This is a genomic window from Bernardetia sp. ABR2-2B, from assembly GCF_037126435.1.
Classification (GTDB): domain Bacteria; phylum Bacteroidota; class Bacteroidia; order Cytophagales; family Bernardetiaceae; genus Bernardetia.
This window is the reverse complement of the sequence record NZ_CP147020.1, coordinates 4,807,865-4,824,595: the sequence shown is the minus strand read 5'-3', so window position 1 is coordinate 4,824,595 and position 16,731 is coordinate 4,807,865. Positions and strand designations below refer to the sequence as shown.

The following is a 16,731-nucleotide window of genomic DNA, read 5'->3' as shown; positions in this document are numbered from 1 at the left end:
TCAAACTATTTGAAGAACCTTGGTTCTAATCAATAATAAATTTTCTTTATGAAAAATATGAATTATAAATTTATTCTTCTCTTTGCTTTATTTTCAATTCTTTCAGTAGCTTCTCAAGCTCAAGATATAGAATTTGGTTTTGGAGCAGGAGTAGCAAATTATACAGGAGATATTTCTCCCTCTTATAAATTAAAAAATGTACGACCAGCAGGAGAGTTTTTCTTTCGTTATAATCCTAGTCCTTCTTTTGCTTTGCGTTTTGGTGCAATGGTAGGAGTAATAAAGGCAGATGAATCTGATTCTGAAAATCTTTTTTTTCAAAGAAGAGCAGCCAAATTTGTGGCAACAATCTATGAAGTATCAGGAAGAATGGAATATAACTTCAGAGATTACAGAGCTATGAGTGAACTAAATCGTCTTTCACCTTACGTTTTTTTGGGTGGGTCGGTAGCACATATTGCTGTGAATAGTAATTACTTTGACAACCAGCCTAATGCCTTAGAAATTGGTTTGCCTATTGGTGTCGGACTAAAATATATGTTGGCTCATAGTTATAATTTAGGATTTGAGTTTGGAGCAAGACCTACTTTTACAGATGCTATTGATGGCATGATTCAAGACGGAACGAATGAAGATATTAGTAGTGTAGGAAAATTTCAAATGACAAATCTGTTTACTAAAGATATGTATTATTATGCAGGAATTTCTATTAGCTTTACAATTAATAGAGTCATTTGTCCAACAGAGTTTAGATAAAAAAATAATTTGAATGAAGCAAGAGTTATGTAACACCTTTTTTGATAGAAGGTGTTATTTTTTTGATAAAAATTAAAATAAATCAGAATTGAATCTTCAACTACCAAAAAAATGTAAAATAAAACCCCTTTTCATTTGAATTTACTAGCTAGTGTAGTTATTTTTGTCTCAAATCTTTTTCTATACTTCTTGTTCCTACTTCTATGAATTCTGTCAAAATCTTTGCTGGATCTGCGTCTCTTTATTTAGCCGAAAAAATTGCACATTCCTTTGGAAAACCATTAGGACAACACAATCTTCAAGTTTTTAGTGATGGAGAAATCTGTCCTAATTATAGTGAATCTATTCGTGGTGCAGATGTTTTTATTGTTCAATCTACTTTTCCACCTGCTGACAATCTGATGGAACTTTTGCTGATGATTGATGCAGCAAAACGTGCTTCTGCTGGTTCGGTTACGGTTGTGATGCCTTATTTTGGATATGCTCGTCAAGACAGAAAAGATAAACCTCGTGTAGCTATTGGCGCAAAACTGGTAGCTAATCTTATTTCTGCTGCTGGAGCAACTCGTATCATGACATGTGATTTACATGCAGGACAAATTCAAGGCTTTTTTGATATTCCAGTTGATCATCTTTATGCAACAGCTATTTTTATTCCTTATATTGAATCTCTGAAACTTGAAAACTTAGTTTTTGCCTCACCCGATGTTGGGGGAGTTGCTAGAGCTAGAAGTTATGCATCACAGTTTCATGCTGATATGGTAGTTTGTGATAAACACCGAAAGAGAGCGAATGAAATTGCTTCTATGCAAGTAATTGGAGATGTAGAGGGTGCAAATGTAATTATTGTAGATGACCTTATAGACACTGCAGGGACAATTTCGAAGGCTGCACAAGTATTGCTTGATAACGGAGCTGTTTCGGTACGTGCCATTGCCACACACCCTGTTTTGTCTGGAAAAGCATATGAAAATATCAATAACTCTCCTCTTTTAGAACTTGCTGTTATGGACACTATTCCATTAAAAGAAAAGTCTGATAAAATAAAAGTATTATCTGTTTCTGAACTTTTTGCAAAAGCAATTCGTAAGATTCACGACCAAGAGTCTATTAGCACTCTTTTTATTTAAAAATAAAAAAAACCTTATTTCAATCAAATGAAATAAGGTTTTGTCTTTTTTAAGAGTTTTCTATCTAAATTCCCATTAATGGGCTGCCATGCATTATTTTTTTGTCGTATAACATTTCGTTATCATAATCTGCTTTCTGACGACCAATATAAGGTTTCAACTCAATGTTTGGATGTTTTGAGTAATATCCATATAATAAACGTTCATAATCTAAGCGAATATCTGAACCATCATAACGTGGATAGCTTACAAATGTATCAGCATCAATAGAATTAATACTTACAGTTTTGTCATCTGTGTTGAATTTTGCAAGACCAATAGGGACTAGGATATATAATTTACTCTCGTCATCACTACAAAGACTTTTTTCTACTAATATATCTAAATAGAGAACTCTCCCTAGTTCTTTTGAAGCAACAAGTCCTCTTACTTTACCTATGTTTAATTCTTTGTCTGCTACAACTTTCCAATCTACTACGTTTTTATAGCCATCAGCTACTTTGTAGTCGTCAAGATTTTCTAAGCGTTCTAATGTAATTTCTTCGTGAAAGTCTTCTGTCTTATCTGTTTTGTGTTCCATAATAAAAATAAAGTTTAAAAAATGAGATTAATAATTTGAATTATCTAAAAGATATTACTCCATAGCTAATTGCTTCATTACAGATGCTGTTTTGTCAATAAAATCTTTTACATCAGCTTTTTGCTCCAATGTCAAAGTATTTGGGTCAATATCTTTTGCTTCTTTTTTTAAGCTCTCACTTGTAGAGCCATCAGCAAGTTGGTTTAATGCTCCACTTACTTTCATAAAAGCATTTTTGATATGGTCTGCGTGGTCAGTTTCCTTCCAGTTTTCTTGAATTTCATCTGCTGCTGTATCCAGTTCATCATGCAAAGCTTGTGCATTCATTTCTTCAGACATGCCTTTCTTATCAGCAAGAGCAACTAAAGCATCCCCCATATGACGTAATGCATTACCTGTATATTTGTGATGAATATCCATCTCTGCATCCGTATAGTTACTCTCTTCATTAGCAAACATTACAAAAGTATTTACTTCTGCTGGAAGTGCTGTTACCTCTGTTGTAGTTTCTTCGGGAAGAATTTCATTTTCAGGTACTTCATCAGCCAAAGCAACTACTTCTGTGTCTGCTTTTTTATCCACCATAAATCCAAAATAAACACCAGCACCAACTAGCAAGAGTAATAATAGACCTAATATCCAAGGTAAAATAGGAGCTTTCTTTTCAATTTTAATTTCTGCCATAATAATTTCTAGTTTAAAAAGTTTAGTTAAAAAAATAAATTTGTCTTAAATTCTTAATAATATAACAGCCTATTTTTATTTTTGTTTATTAAAAAATGGATTTCTAGAGAAAAAAGGTAAATAAAGTTAATCAAAAAAGCTTTTTAGATTTATTTTTTATGACCTGATTAAACCTTTTCGTTATTTCTGTGTCTAATTAGCAAAGAGAATAAATTAGAGCTTTTATCAGCATACAATTTAGTCTTTTCAATTTACTTTATCTCAATTAATCTACCTTTCTTTGTCTCCAATAGTTCAATCCAATCAAATAGAACAAGAACAAAAGTGGATTCAACAATTACAGAATCCTCTAACAGCTTCGAAAGAACGTACAATTGCCTTTGATGGAATTATGCGATTACATAGACGAGCCATTTATTCTCATCTTCGAAAAATGGTAATTGATGCTGACGATACAGATGATTTGTTGCAAGAAACATTTGTGAAAGTGTGGAAAAACATAGATAAATTTAAAAATGAAGCTAAACTTTATACATGGATTTATAGAATAGCAACTAATGAAGCACTTCGTTTCTTGGAAAGGAAAAAGAAAAAGTATGGTTTAAGGATGAATGAAACATCTGAAGAACTGATGCAAAATTTAGAAAGTGATGAGCAGTTTTCGGGAGATGAAGTACAGCTTATTCTTCAAAAAGCTATTTTGACTTTACCTGACAAACAGCGTTTGGTTTTTAATATGAAGTATTTTGATGAAATGAAATACGATGAAATTTCAGAAATAGTAGATACTTCTGTTGGTGCTTTGAAGGCATCTTATCATTTGGCAACTAAGAAAATTGAAGCCTATTTAAAAGAGAATTATCAATAAAAACGATAAAATATATAATTATGAAATTAGAAGACATACCCAAAAAACAACCTTTTCAAATTCCTGATGAAGCTCATTTTGATACTATTTCTAGTAAAATTTATGCTCAATTAGAAGAAGAAGAGAAAGAAAATCAAGATTCAAAATCGATTTCTATTCATTCAAAAAAAGAAAAAAATAATAAATTTTGGGTCAAACCTCAAGTTATGGGGATTGCTGCAACACTTCTTTTGTTGTTTATTGCAATAGCAGGAATTTATACATTTTCTTCAAAATCAGATATAAATTCGCAAACAAATGTAGCTTTAGATAACAAAACGCAAGAAGTAGATTTTTCTAAAATACCAACAGAGCAGATTAATGACTTTTTATTGAATGAAGATATTTCGGAAAATGAATTAATGAGTTTTATTCCACAAGGCTCTACTTTAGAAACTAATAATGTCTTTGAAGAATCTGATTTGAATTCTATTGATACTGAATCATTAGATTTGATGTTAGAAGAAGAATACCTATAACTATAAAGTTGTTTAAGAATGTAATTTTTTCCATAGAATTGGACTTACAAACCCAATTCTATGGAAAAGTAACCCAGCCTTTGTTGGTGTTTTAGCGTAGCGACACCAACAAATAAACGTACAAAACCTACTCTTAAACAACTTCTATACTAAAAATTTCAATACCACCTAAAAAAATAATATAACCTATATGAAAACTAAATTTTATACCTCATTTGTTTTATTCTTCTTTTTATCTATTTCTGTTTTTGCTCAACGAGGACATAATGGGAGAGGTAATGAAGAAATGAGTGAACAATTAAAGGCAATGCGAGTGGCAATGATTACTCAAAACCTTAATCTTTCTTCTGATGAAGCAGCCAAATTTTTTCCTATTTATAATGAGTATTCTACTAAAAGGGAAAATATAAAAAAACAACTCAAACAAAATAGAAGAGAAGGAAGGAGACTAACAGGGGCAAAGTTAGAAGCTTCTTTCAAAAAGACATTTGAGTTACGTGAACAAGAATTAGAGCTAGAAAAACTCTATTTTGAAAAATTTAAAACCGTTGTTTCGGTAGAGAAAATAATGGAATTATACCGAACAGAAAGACAATTTAGAAGAATGTTATTGAAGGAGCTTTCCAAACGAGGAGGTCATCATCCACCTGATGAAGATGAAGATAATTAAAACTTTAACCCATGACATAAAAATCATGGGTTTTGTTTTTTATATTATTTTATCAACAACTGATTACTATTTACTGGTAACTGGTAACTGATTTAGATTATTTTCCTTAATTTTGTAGTCAAATTAAAATAGTAATTCAATTCACTAAAAATTCGTTACGAATCCGTCTTTTATGATTGTCAAAACAAAAAAATATAAAATCGACCCAGATGTTTATGTCAAAATTTCTTTTGTAAATGCCCTCAAACAATGGTGGTGGGTTTGGTTCATTCCTCCTGCTATCTTCCTTATCTTCCTTGCTTTTGGTTTGTGGGGTTGGGGATTAGGTGTTGCCATTACGCTATCGGGTTTATACCTTCTTTTTTGGTATATTCAGTTCAAAGGGCTCACAATGCACGAAAAATCAAAACCTTTGTTTGACAAATATGCGTATGATATCAATAGTAAACGTATTATGATGATGGTAGATGCAAAAAGAGGTTCAGAAATAAAATGGGATAAAATTATCAAAGTAGAAAAAAGAGAAGATGCTTTTGTTCTCTACATGTCAAAATTTGAGTTCTTGTATTTTCCTTTTACTATTTTCAAATCTGAAAATGAAATCAAGTTTGTAGAAACAGTTATCCGTCGCAAAGGATATTTAAATACAGAGATTAAAAAATAATTATAAAAAAAAGACCCTAAGGGTTTCTGAAAACCCTTAGGGTCTAAATTATATATCAAAATGGCTACTTCCAAAAAAGAAAATTCTGAAGGCAAAATAAGCATGAAGTACAAAGTCTTCTTAGGACTTTTTGCAGGTTTATCTGTCTTTCTTATCGGTACAAGTTTTTATATTTACCAAATGGCTTATACGCCTTCTGTTCTGACAATGAAAGGAGCAAAAGAGCAAGTTTTATATATTCCAAAAGGAATGACTTATAACCAACTAGCAAAAAAATTGCGTCAAGATGGTACGATTCAGCATCCTGTCGCTTTTGGTGTCTTTTCAAAATGGATGAACTACGTCGATAATGTAAAAGCAGGTCGTTATATTCTAACTCCCAAAACAAATACCATTGACTTTGTTCGTCAGCTTCGTTCTGGAGCTCAAGCTCCTGTAAATGTTACTTTCAATGAAAACTTGCGCTTTTTACCAGAACTAGCAGGAAAAATAACAGCAAATTTGGCAATTGATTCTACAGAGTTTGCAAATTATTTACAAGATGAAAGTACGGCAAAAGAGTTTGGGTTTGATAAAGACAATTTTATTTCAATGTTTATTCCTAATACGTATGAAATGTATTGGACAGACTCAAAGGAAGAAGTTGTTGAGAGAATGAAAAAGGAATATGATAAATTTTGGACAGATGAGCGAAAAGCACTAGCCAAAGAACAAGGACTTTCTCAAAAAGAAGTTGCTATTTTGGCTTCTATTGTAGATGCAGAAACTCGCTTCAAAGATGAAAAACCTCGTGTTGCTGGTGTTTATCTTAATCGCTTAGAAAGAGAAATGTTACTTCAAGCTGACCCAACTCTTGTTTTTGCTCATAATGATTTTACTATTAAAAGAGTTTTGAATCGTCATAAAGAAATTGAATCTCCTTTTAATACTTATAAATATGTAGGTTTACCTCCTTCTCCAATTCGTCTGCCTTCTATTTCTGGTCTGAATGCTGTTTTGAAACCTGAAAATCACGAATATATATTTTTCTGTGCAAAAGAAGACTTATCTGGTTATCATGCTTTTGCCAAAACAAACGCAGAACACGAAGCAAATGCTAGGCGTTATCACAGAGCTTTGAATGCTAGAGGTATAAAATAGAAATTTTTCAAAAATTAAAATTAAGCAAAAGGTCTTTCAGAGTTATATTTAATTTTGAAAGGCTTTTTGTTTTATGAAAAATGAATTTCAAAGTTTTATAAAACTCAACGCATCATGAAAAAATACTTATTCATTTTCATTTTTCTATTTTTCAATAATCTGGTTTTGGCTCAATCTGACTCTGTTTTTGTGTGGTAAAATCATCTTCCCAAATCAGAAGTAGATTCTATTGTTGTTCTTTCTACGGATACACTGAAAATGATAAAGAATAAGAATTTTGTTTTTAATCCAACAAAAAAAAGACTTTCAAAGAAAAAGAAGAGTAAAATAATATCCCAAAGATGGCTAGAGTTTCAAACGCATCAACGAAAAGTAAATGATTTGCTCAATTCTTATCATTTTGATTTGGATGATTACCAAGGATATGTCAATCATTATGAAAAACAATATTCCATTACAGATTCTACGGAGATAAAAGAGTTTGTTTCCTTATTCTATGAAAGAAATGACTGTACAGAAATAGAGCAAATTAGTTGTATTCCTATTTTCAGAGAAGTAGTAATTTTCTTTAAAGATGGAAAACCTTTTTTTGCTATGAAGATTTGTTTTGGTTGTAATAAAATAGCTACTACTTCGCCAAGAGATTTAGAGTGTTTTAAAAGCTCTGATTCGTTTGAGAATATAATTAGAGAATGGAAAAAAGAGGTTGGTTGAAAAACAGAAAGAAAAAACATGGTAGATATTGATTTAGTATTGACCAAAAAACCTAACAAAAGTCATTAAAAGACAAGATAAAAGTCATAAGAATTTGTGTATCTAAAGAAGTAATTTTACGTTATAGAAAGTAAACAATCAGATATTTTATTATCTTAGATTTTTTAAATTTACACTCAAACTTAATCTTTATGTCGTTCAAAAATATTCTCGTTCCTATTGATTTTTCTCCTCGTTCGTATGCTGCTTTAGAAGCTGCAGCTGATGTTGCTACTCAATTTGATTCTAAAATCACACTTTTACATATTATTGATGTTCCAGAGACAGACCGTCCACAATATCAACTAGCCTTAGATACAGTCGGAAATCACGAAAATAGTGGAAAAGATGATATTCCTGCTATCTTGTTTGCAATGAAAGAAACGAAAAGACAACTTCGTGAAGCAAGAGAAAAATACCCTAAAATTACCTTTATCGAAAAAGTAGTTTTTGATAGAGTACACCGTCAGATTTATACCGTAGTAGAAGAGTCTGATGTAGATTTGATTGTGATGGGTTCTAGTGGAGCTTCTGGTTTGGGAGAGGTATTTATTGGCTCTAACACACAAAAAGTAGTCAGAAATGCAAACTGTCCTGTTTTGGTAATCAAAGATGATGAAGGAGATTTTAATGCTAGAAATATCGTTTTTGCCTCTGATTTTTCAGAAATGGGAGGAGAAGCAGCACGACTTTTTCCACTTTTCAAAACGCTTTATGGAAGTACGGTACACCTATTGAATATTGTTACGCCAAGTACATTTGAAGCTACTCCTACTACTCAAAAAAGAATGCGAGAGTTTGCAAAAGACTTAAAAATGGAAAAAGAAGATTTTACAATGAATATTTTTAACTATTATACAGAAGAAGAAGGAATCCTAACTTTTGCAGAAGAAAATAAAGCTGATATGATTATGTTAGGAACACATGGTAGAAAAGGCTTTTCTAGGTTTATGATGGGAAGTATTGCAGAAAATGTAGCCAATCATTCTGAAATCCCTGTTTTTGTTTTCCGTCAAGATTAATACTACTAGACAAAAAAAAACGACCTCCCTAAATCCCTCCGAAGGAGGGACTTTGAATAGTATTTTCTCCCCTCCTTCGGAGGGGCTGGGGGAGGTCAAAAGAAAAATATCTAGTAGTATGACAAAACCTATAAGAGTTTCAACATCTTATAGGTTTTTTTTCTAAGCTTTAAAACCAACTCTTCCGTGTACAAAAAAATCGTACCCTCCTTCTTGTGGTTTTACCTCTATGATATTTGCAAGGGTCATATTTACCAATATTGTTGAGGCTTCTGCTTGAGAAATATTGACTAAATTGGCATATTCCTCTACATTAATTCGTTTATGAGAACCCAAATACTGCAAAAGCGTTCTTTCGTGTTGTCCGTATTGTAGCAAAACATCCTTTTCATTGGCTCTTGCCTTCATAATTTTACGCATTTCTTTACTTGCTTGTGCGCTTTTATCAGCAATCCGTACATACGCTTTTCCTACTCGTGTATTTTTTTTATACAATAAATAAATAGGTCGTCTTGGATGTGGCTCAAAATCAAAAACAACTACTTCGCATCCGTTTGTGTAAGGAACGGCAACTCTATAAATTGTGTAAGTAACGGCAGGTTTACAAAAATCTTCCATTGCTTTTTCCATCATATAAATAGCCTCATCAGGATATTTTAATCCTGGAATAAGTCCGTTATCCGAAACTCCGATACACAACTTTCCTCCATCAGTATTTACAAAAGCTACTACTTCACGCAATATTTTTTGAGGATAATATACTTTTCGTTTAAATTCTATATGCAAGCCTTCTCCTTCTGCAACCAATTTTTTGAGGTCTTTATATCTCATGGTGTGTGTCATGACAACTTGTATTTTAGTGTGGAAAAAAGAATGCTACAGAAATCATATAAATAAAATTCATACACACTTGTGAAATATAAACTCTTTAAAAGATTAAATTTTCTGTCTCAAAATTAATTTTGATTGTAACACTCACTAAAAAAATAAAAGGAAAAAAGAACAAACAAAGTTCCTTTTTACTTTACTAGTTTTGATTTTCATCTGCAATGTAAATCCCAGACAGATGTCGTCCATAGTCATCATAATCTAAACCATAACCAATCACAAAGTCATTAGGGATAGAAAAACCAATATATTTTAAAGAAATATTGAATTTAAGTGCGCTAGGCTTGAAGAGGCAAGTAGCAATTTCTATACTTGCAGGTTTGTGAGAAGAGAGTTCTTTTAGAAGTTGATTCATTGTATTTCCAGTATCGACAATATCTTCTACGATAATCAAATGACGATTTATTAAATCTTCATTTAATCCTTGGATTCCTAATAAATCTTTAGCCGTATTGGAAGATTTATCTTTTACATAAGAAGAATATTTCAAAAAAGAAACCTGACAAACTATGTCCATCGAACGAGCTAAGTCAGCTGCAAAAACAAAAGAACCATTCAAAATACATAACAAAAGAGGTTTTTTGTCTGCATAATCAGTCGCAATTTGCTGTCCTAATTCCTGTACACGTTGTTGCATTTGCTGCTCTGACAAATAGGGTACAAAATATTTGTCTTGAATAAGTAAGCGATTAGAAGATTTCATAGTCAATAAAACTACAAATTTTGTGCATTGTTTTGAATACACCTAGAAATATTTTTGAGAAAATAAGACAAAAAAACCGAGGATGATTAAAATGTTTGGTTATCAAGTGTAGATAAATTTTATATGCTTATGCAATTATATTAATAACAAGGACTTAGAATAAAATCAAAAATTACAGAAGAATTTAGTAGTGTAATTTCACGAGTGATTTCCCATATTTTGTTTTTATTTGATTTTAACTTTCTTTTTCTATGATTTCTGCTTCACTTACGTGTCATAAACGTGGTTCAGATAATTTAGTTTGTAATGAGTAATGGCTTTGGCAATCCTAAATCTAAATGCATAAAATGCAAAGACTGTGTTTTTTTAAGTGTTATTTCTTCAAAACGAGCTAGTGAAGAAACAAAAGGACTAGATTGTGCAGGTTGAAAATCTAGTTTTTGAAGTGTAACTCGTGTTTTTGACATATCTTGCCAAAGTATCTTTCGTTGGACTAAAAAAAAGTCCAACAAGTGATAGATAATGTTAGTTCATTTTCTACAACCCTTCTTGAGAGTATAAAAAGTGAAGAGATTCGGAAAGCCTAAAAGAAGAAGAAAATAAAGAAATACTCATAACAAAAAAAGCAACCCTATTTCTAAGGTTGCTTTTTTTTTAATTATAATCTAAAAGATAGTTTACAAACTATTATTTTTCAATAACAATTTTGCGAGTAACTATTCCTTTTTCAGATTTGAATTGAAGTGTATAAAGTGCCGAAGCATATTTACTCAAATCTAATTGATAAGAGTTTGTATTTAAAGGTAGAGCAATTGTTTCCAATGTTCTTCCTAATTGGTCAGTCAATATAAGAGTAACAGCATCAGTATTTTGTCCTAAGTCAATTTGGAACATTCCATTTGAACTAGGATTTGGGTAGATGCGTAGAGTTTTGATAAACTCTTCTTCTTCTCCAACCACTACTACTGGCAAACTGAACGACACCGTACGAGTTTGGAAAGTACAACCTGTTGAATAGGTCAAAAGAGCAGAATAGTTTCCATCTTCTGTTGGTGTGATTGTCTCGCCACTCAAACCACTTTCTTCGCCATTAAAGAACCAAACTACATTTGTAATTACTGTAGATTCATTTGCTGGTTCTAAGAAAAGAGTTGTTTCTGTAGTACGAAGATAAGTCGTTTCAATATTCAAACGCTCAATGCTTACTGATGCAGAAGCAGGACTTGTACAACCGTTTTGAGAAACAGTAACACTATAATCACCTGTTGAGCTGACTGTAACTGTATTTCCTACATTACTACGGAATACTCTTCCATCTCTACTCCAGTTATAAGTAACACCATTTACTAAATCAGCAGTAAGAGTTACTTGGTCGCCAGAACAGAACACAGAATCAGAAGCTGTAAATGAAACAGCTGCTAAAGAAGTAACTTCAACATCAATACTAGCAGTAGCCGTACAACCTTCTTCTGTAACTGTAAGCGTATATTGTCCAGATTGAGAAACAGAAACTTCCTGCTCTGTACCTACAACTACATTATCAAGCATCCAAGAATAAGTCGCATTAGAAGCTTCTCTAGCTCTAAGTGTTCCATTATCACAGAAACGAACTAAAGTACCGTTTACTATTTCGGCAATAGGAGCATAGTTAAGAATAACACGGCTACTACTTGAAGTGGTTACACAAGTTTCTCTTGAAATACGTACTTCGTAACTTCCACTACTAGTAACTGTATAAGAACTTGAATTACTGTCAGCAATTTCAGCTCCGTTTTTGAGCCATACGTAAGTTGCACCTGCTACTTCATTAGCTGTCAAAGTTGCACTTGCATCACAGCTACGAACAGAAGAACCCTCTGCAATAGTGGCTGCAAATGGCGTGTTTACAACTACATCTACTCGTGTACGAGTCTGACTTTCTTTTCCATAAACACCAATCATACTAATATAATATGTTGTGTTTTCAGAAATAGTAAGTGTTTCATAGTTGTTATCATCTGTCTGATCAACTGCTGTTCCACCTGTTTCGGTCGTATAAACGTTAAATACTGCACCACTTCCACTAAGCACAATACCAGCAGAACCTGTTCCACAACTTGGAGTTGTAGAAACAACAGTTGGAGCATTAGGGAAAGTAGCATCATTTGCTTGAGAAGCTCTTGGAGAACGAACAGAACCATTTAAAGCAAACAATCTATAAGCGTGATAGCTATCAGCTTCTAAACCTGTATGCTCATATGTAGTAGTTGCTCCAGAAGTAATTTCTGATAAAAGAGTGTTTCCTTCAAAAAGAAGATAACCTGTAGCATTACCAACAGCATCCCAAGTTAAATCAATCTGAGAAGTAGAAACGCCAGTTGCTACAAAACCTGTCGGCACACCAACTGTTACTGGAGGAGAGCCTCCACCACCTGTAGTTCCACAAGCAGCAGGTGCTGTAAATAAGGCTGTAGAGGTAAGAGTACATCCAGTAGAAAAAGATGCTGTTACATCTACATCATTACCATCAGCAATAAGATTTACAAGAGTTACTGTCTGTGGGCTACTAGTTGTTGTAAATGTTTGTCCATTTACTACTAAATTTCCAGCAGGATTAGAATAAGTAACTGTGATTGTTGCTGTATATCTATCATTACTACAAGCTGTTTCACTTACAGAAGTAATTCCTGTAATACTACATGGAAGAGGATTACCAATTGCTAAACCACCAGATGCATTACCATTACCAAAACCATTATTTACAGTTGCAGCAACTGCGTGTTCAGTAGTCAAATAAGAAGTTGTTGTAATTGCATGTTCAGTATTAGTAGCACCATTTGCATTTGGTGTTGCAGGATTTACATTACTGATTGCTCCTCCAGTACGTTGCATCTGTGCATTAACTGTCCAAGAGCGTCCTGTTGCAGTTTCCCATCCTGTTTTTTCTGCATCTGTATAATAAAGAGTAACACCTATATCTTCAGTTGATGTATTGGTAGGCGTAATTAATAATGACTTTTCAGTAAGCCCATTTGCAGCACCTGCTTCAGTATAGGCAACCTGTCCTGTACCTGCTCTATCAATAGCTACTGTAGTACAACCATAATCATGTGTTGTATTATTTTCTAGTTTAGCCATTACTTTATTATTAGAACTAATAACATAAACTGTACTATTAGGTCCTAAATATATTTGTTCAGACACTACTGCATCCTCTACTGCATATTCTACTTCAGTATCTCCTGTAAGAACAATATTATCAACTGTAAATGGAGGGTTATTACCAACAGAGCCATCATTATCCCATCTCCAAACTAAATATAAAGTAGCTTGGTTTTGACAAGCAGCAGGAAGGGTAACTGAATAAGCAGTAGAAGTTGTTTGATTAAAAAATGGTACAGCATTAGTAACTGTTCCATTACCTACATTATCAGCAGGTCCTGTAATACTTGTATAAGGCCCTGTTGCAGAAGTAGAATACATCAAACGACCATAATCCCAAACAGTTGTTGTTCCATTCTCTCCTCTCACTTTGAAGTCAAAGCTAAGTTGAAGGTTAGTATTTCCTACTGTATTTATGGCTGGAGAAACCAAACGAGTTCTTGAAGTGCTATTATTTGTATAAGCTAAAGGACGACTTGTAGTATTATTAGTAATATAAGCACTATTATTACCTGTCATTCCTCCATTCTCGCCAAATACCCAAACATTGTTTCCTGCTGTAGCATTTGTTACTGTCCAACCTCCAGAAGGAGTGCCAAGGGTTTGTGCTTCAAAATCTTCTGAGAATAAAGTTTGATTAACTGTTTGGGTACTAGCATCATTGTCATTTACAGTTAGTGTATGAACTGTATTTGTACCTAAAATAGCATCTGCACCTATTACAGAAAGAGTAAGCTCAAGATTTTCAGCCACTTCCAAAGCATCATCATTGAAAACTCTTACCACTACATCTTGCGATGTTGTAACTCCATTAGCAAAAGTAAGTGTTGGAGTTTGTAGAACGTAATCTTGACCTGCTGTCATCGTTCCTGCTGTTACGGCTACATTTACTGTAACATCAGATGGCGGAGCAAGAGTAATATCTACTGGAATACTCACATCTTCATACCCTCTACAATCAACTGTACCTGTAACAGAGTTTTCTGTAATAGTATTTGTCGTTGTATTAAACTGAACTTCTGGACGAGCATCATAAATTCTGATATTATCTATCCATAGGTTGTTTCCGTTTGCATTTACAGTTACAAAACGAACTTTAACACTTTGCCCTAAATAAGCATTCAAAGAAGCTGTTTCTCTACGCCAGTTACTTGCTGCTGTTGGAAAGAAAGCTGCCGTAGAACTTGGTGTTACTGTTGCAAGAGCATCACCTGTTTTTTCATAAATAGCTGTTGGTTGCCAAGTAGCTCCACAGTCTGTTGAGACATCAATACGTAATGTTTCACTCACTGTTCCATTTCTTCTACGGTATGCTACATCAAACTCTACAGCTGCACTTGCCAAACCTGCACCAGTCAAGTCAATAGAAGGAGAAATTAAAATATCCTCCTGTCCTGCACCTGAATAACTATGGTGTCTTACCAAACCAGCTTTAGTACGAGCTCCATCTGAACCCACCAAATTAGGACTAGCATCAGCTACCCATAAATCACAGTCGTTACCTGGATTTTGGCGTTCCCAAGAAGTAGGAGGAAATGATGCTCCTTCAAAGTCAGCTACAATTGGTAGTATTCCATCTCCTAAGGTAAAGTCAGAATCTGATAAATCAGAAGCTGTAAAAGGATCTGCTACCCCATTTGGAAGAGTAGAACGAGCTTCAAATGTATGAGTACCTAGAGCAACTCCTGTAATATTGTTTAAAGTAAGTTCTGCACTAGCATTAGGAGCTACATTTAACCCTGTAAAAGCTTGTGTTTCAGAAAAAGAACCATCTACTCCATACTCTATTGTTAGGCTTGTAAGTGTATTAGAACCATAGTTTTTGATACGAATAGATGGCGTAATAGTACCTGTACAAGCATCTCCAATTGGAGTAAGAACAGCCAATACACCCGCATCATCTGCATTTGGTGGAATAGCAGCTTCTGAGTTAATAAGAGAAAAACGAGTAGTTTCTAAAATAGTACGCATACGAATCTTTTGGTCATTTGTAAAGATATTCATACAAGCATCATCAGAGTAATCCATATAGTTCTCTACCATATCACGTCTATCTACTGGAGTGTCTGTACAAGAATTTGTTGTATTAGCACATCCAAAGTTAGAGCCACCAGCAGTAGGCGTATCTTCACAAAAATCATCTACACCACAGCCACCGTCGCCCCAAATATGGCGAAGTCCTAACCAGTGTCCAATCTCGTGAGTAGCTGTTCTTCCTAAGTTATAAGGAGCTGATGTACTTGGAACAGTTTCTCCACCTACTGAACCTGTAGTCTGAACAACGCCATCTGTAACAATACTTTGGGCATTGCAATCCATTCCAGATAGTGTTGTAGTAGGAAATTGTGCGTACCCTAAAACACCCCCACTAATAGGCACACACCAAAAACTCATATATACAGTACCATCATATCCTTGTGTTGTACTTGTATATGGCTTTATAGTAGCATCAATAAAAGCAGTGCTATAGGGAGGAGCACCCCAACCTTGAGTGTTTCTATCAATACGATTTACACCGATTTCTGCACCAAACCCAGAACCATCTGGCTTACGCTGTGCTAAACGAAATTCAATTTGTGTATCAGCACCGACAGGATCATTATTAAATCCATTTGTACCTGCACGACGACGAAAATCATCATTTAGTGTTTCTATTTGAGATTCTATACGAGCATAAGAAATATTATCTCCTGTTCCAATCGCTTCTCCATCATGCACAACATGAACAACAACAGGAATAATATAAACTCCATTTACAATATGTAAATTTGTACCATTCTGAATGCTTTCTTTCTTTTCTCTTATAATTGGAGCTAAGAAATTCTCCATATCTTCTAATGTTCCTAAGTTAGGATTATTAGCTCTTAAAACTGCATCATTTTCCATAGTTGCACAGCGAATGACACCATTCTGTTGAGCAAAATTAGGATTAATAATAGCAAATATAAGCCAAATCACACCCCAAATAGGCAGTAGTAATTTATTCATAAACTTGTTTTAAATTAATTGAGTTGAGTGAAATAAATAATAAAATTTAAAAGCTTACTTAATGGTTAATTAGACTAACCATTATACAAGCCACTAAACAAAAATAGAATAATTTTTGGCATATTCATAATATTATTCGGTAAAACTTCATCTTTAATACACTTTTATTCCTTTTTACAAACAAAAAGCAATTCCTTTTCAGAAATTGCTCTTCTATTGTAATAAT

Annotated in this window: 15 protein-coding genes; 9 read left to right on the top strand and 6 right to left on the bottom strand. The window is 33.5% G+C overall.

The window, feature by feature from the left end; all coding sequences use genetic code 11:
- The first annotated feature begins 48 nt into the window (after positions 1-48).
- Together WAF17_RS20300 and WAF17_RS20295 are read left to right on the top strand one after the other, a co-directional pair.
- Complete coding sequence (locus WAF17_RS20300) at positions 49-756, top strand: DUF6089 family protein (RefSeq protein ID WP_338763725.1); 708 nt, start codon at positions 49-51, stop codon at positions 754-756.
- Positions 757-959: 203 nt separating this feature from the next.
- The gene (locus WAF17_RS20295; RefSeq protein ID WP_338763722.1) at positions 960-1,886 is read left to right on the top strand and encodes a ribose-phosphate pyrophosphokinase; all 927 of its coding nucleotides are present in this window, start codon (positions 960-962) and stop codon (positions 1,884-1,886) included.
- A 64-nt stretch (positions 1,887-1,950) separates the two neighbouring features.
- Here the strand turns inward: WAF17_RS20295 and WAF17_RS20290 are convergent, their stop codons facing one another.
- Both WAF17_RS20290 and WAF17_RS20285 read right to left on the bottom strand, forming a co-directional pair.
- Complete coding sequence (locus tag WAF17_RS20290) at positions 1,951-2,466, bottom strand: hypothetical protein (protein WP_338763719.1); 516 nt, start codon at positions 2,464-2,466, stop codon at positions 1,951-1,953.
- Positions 2,467-2,520: 54 nt separating this feature from the next.
- Positions 2,521-3,150 (bottom strand): hypothetical protein, encoded by a 630-nt coding sequence (locus WAF17_RS20285; protein ID WP_338763717.1) that lies wholly within the window; start codon positions 3,148-3,150, stop codon positions 2,521-2,523.
- Positions 3,151-3,430: 280 nt separating this feature from the next.
- On the opposite strand from WAF17_RS20285, the gene WAF17_RS20280 reads away from it, so the two are divergent.
- The 7 genes from WAF17_RS20280 (at position 3,431) to WAF17_RS20250 (ending at position 8,785) form a co-directional block, all read left to right on the top strand.
- On the top strand, positions 3,431-4,018 hold the full coding sequence (locus WAF17_RS20280; RefSeq protein ID WP_338763714.1) for an RNA polymerase sigma factor: 588 nt from the start codon (positions 3,431-3,433) through the stop codon (positions 4,016-4,018).
- Between the two features lie 20 nt (positions 4,019-4,038).
- Entirely contained in the window at positions 4,039-4,536 is a 498-nt protein-coding gene (locus tag WAF17_RS20275; protein WP_338763712.1) for a hypothetical protein, read from the top strand.
- 190 nt (positions 4,537-4,726) lie between these two features.
- Positions 4,727-5,206 (top strand): hypothetical protein, encoded by a 480-nt coding sequence (locus WAF17_RS20270; RefSeq protein ID WP_338763710.1) that lies wholly within the window; start codon positions 4,727-4,729, stop codon positions 5,204-5,206.
- A 172-nt stretch (positions 5,207-5,378) separates the two neighbouring features.
- Complete coding sequence (locus WAF17_RS20265) at positions 5,379-5,870, top strand: YcxB family protein (RefSeq protein ID WP_338763707.1); 492 nt, start codon at positions 5,379-5,381, stop codon at positions 5,868-5,870.
- A 60-nt stretch (positions 5,871-5,930) separates the two neighbouring features.
- Positions 5,931-7,010, top strand: coding sequence for an endolytic transglycosylase MltG (mltG, locus tag WAF17_RS20260; protein ID WP_338763704.1), 1,080 nt, complete (start codon positions 5,931-5,933; stop codon positions 7,008-7,010).
- 258 nt (positions 7,011-7,268) lie between these two features.
- Complete coding sequence (locus tag WAF17_RS20255; protein ID WP_338763701.1) at positions 7,269-7,724, top strand: hypothetical protein; 456 nt, start codon at positions 7,269-7,271, stop codon at positions 7,722-7,724.
- 191 nt (positions 7,725-7,915) lie between these two features.
- The gene (locus WAF17_RS20250) at positions 7,916-8,785 is read left to right on the top strand and encodes a universal stress protein (RefSeq protein WP_338763698.1); all 870 of its coding nucleotides are present in this window, start codon (positions 7,916-7,918) and stop codon (positions 8,783-8,785) included.
- A gap of 162 nt (positions 8,786-8,947) precedes the next feature.
- On the opposite strand, the gene WAF17_RS20245 is transcribed toward WAF17_RS20250, so the two are convergent.
- From WAF17_RS20245 to WAF17_RS20230, 4 genes are all read right to left on the bottom strand, one after another.
- Entirely contained in the window at positions 8,948-9,628 is a 681-nt protein-coding gene (locus WAF17_RS20245) for an ATP-binding protein (protein ID WP_338763695.1), read from the bottom strand.
- 184 nt (positions 9,629-9,812) lie between these two features.
- Positions 9,813-10,376, bottom strand: coding sequence for a hypoxanthine phosphoribosyltransferase (gene hpt / locus WAF17_RS20240; RefSeq protein ID WP_338763692.1), 564 nt, complete (start codon positions 10,374-10,376; stop codon positions 9,813-9,815).
- 296 nt (positions 10,377-10,672) lie between these two features.
- Positions 10,673-10,843, bottom strand: coding sequence for a hypothetical protein (locus WAF17_RS20235; RefSeq protein WP_338763689.1), 171 nt, complete (start codon positions 10,841-10,843; stop codon positions 10,673-10,675).
- Positions 10,844-11,063: 220 nt separating this feature from the next.
- A complete protein-coding gene (locus WAF17_RS20230) occupies positions 11,064-16,505 on the bottom strand; it encodes a choice-of-anchor J domain-containing protein (protein ID WP_338763686.1) in 5,442 nt (1,813 codons plus the stop codon).
- Positions 16,506-16,731 lie beyond the last annotated feature (226 nt).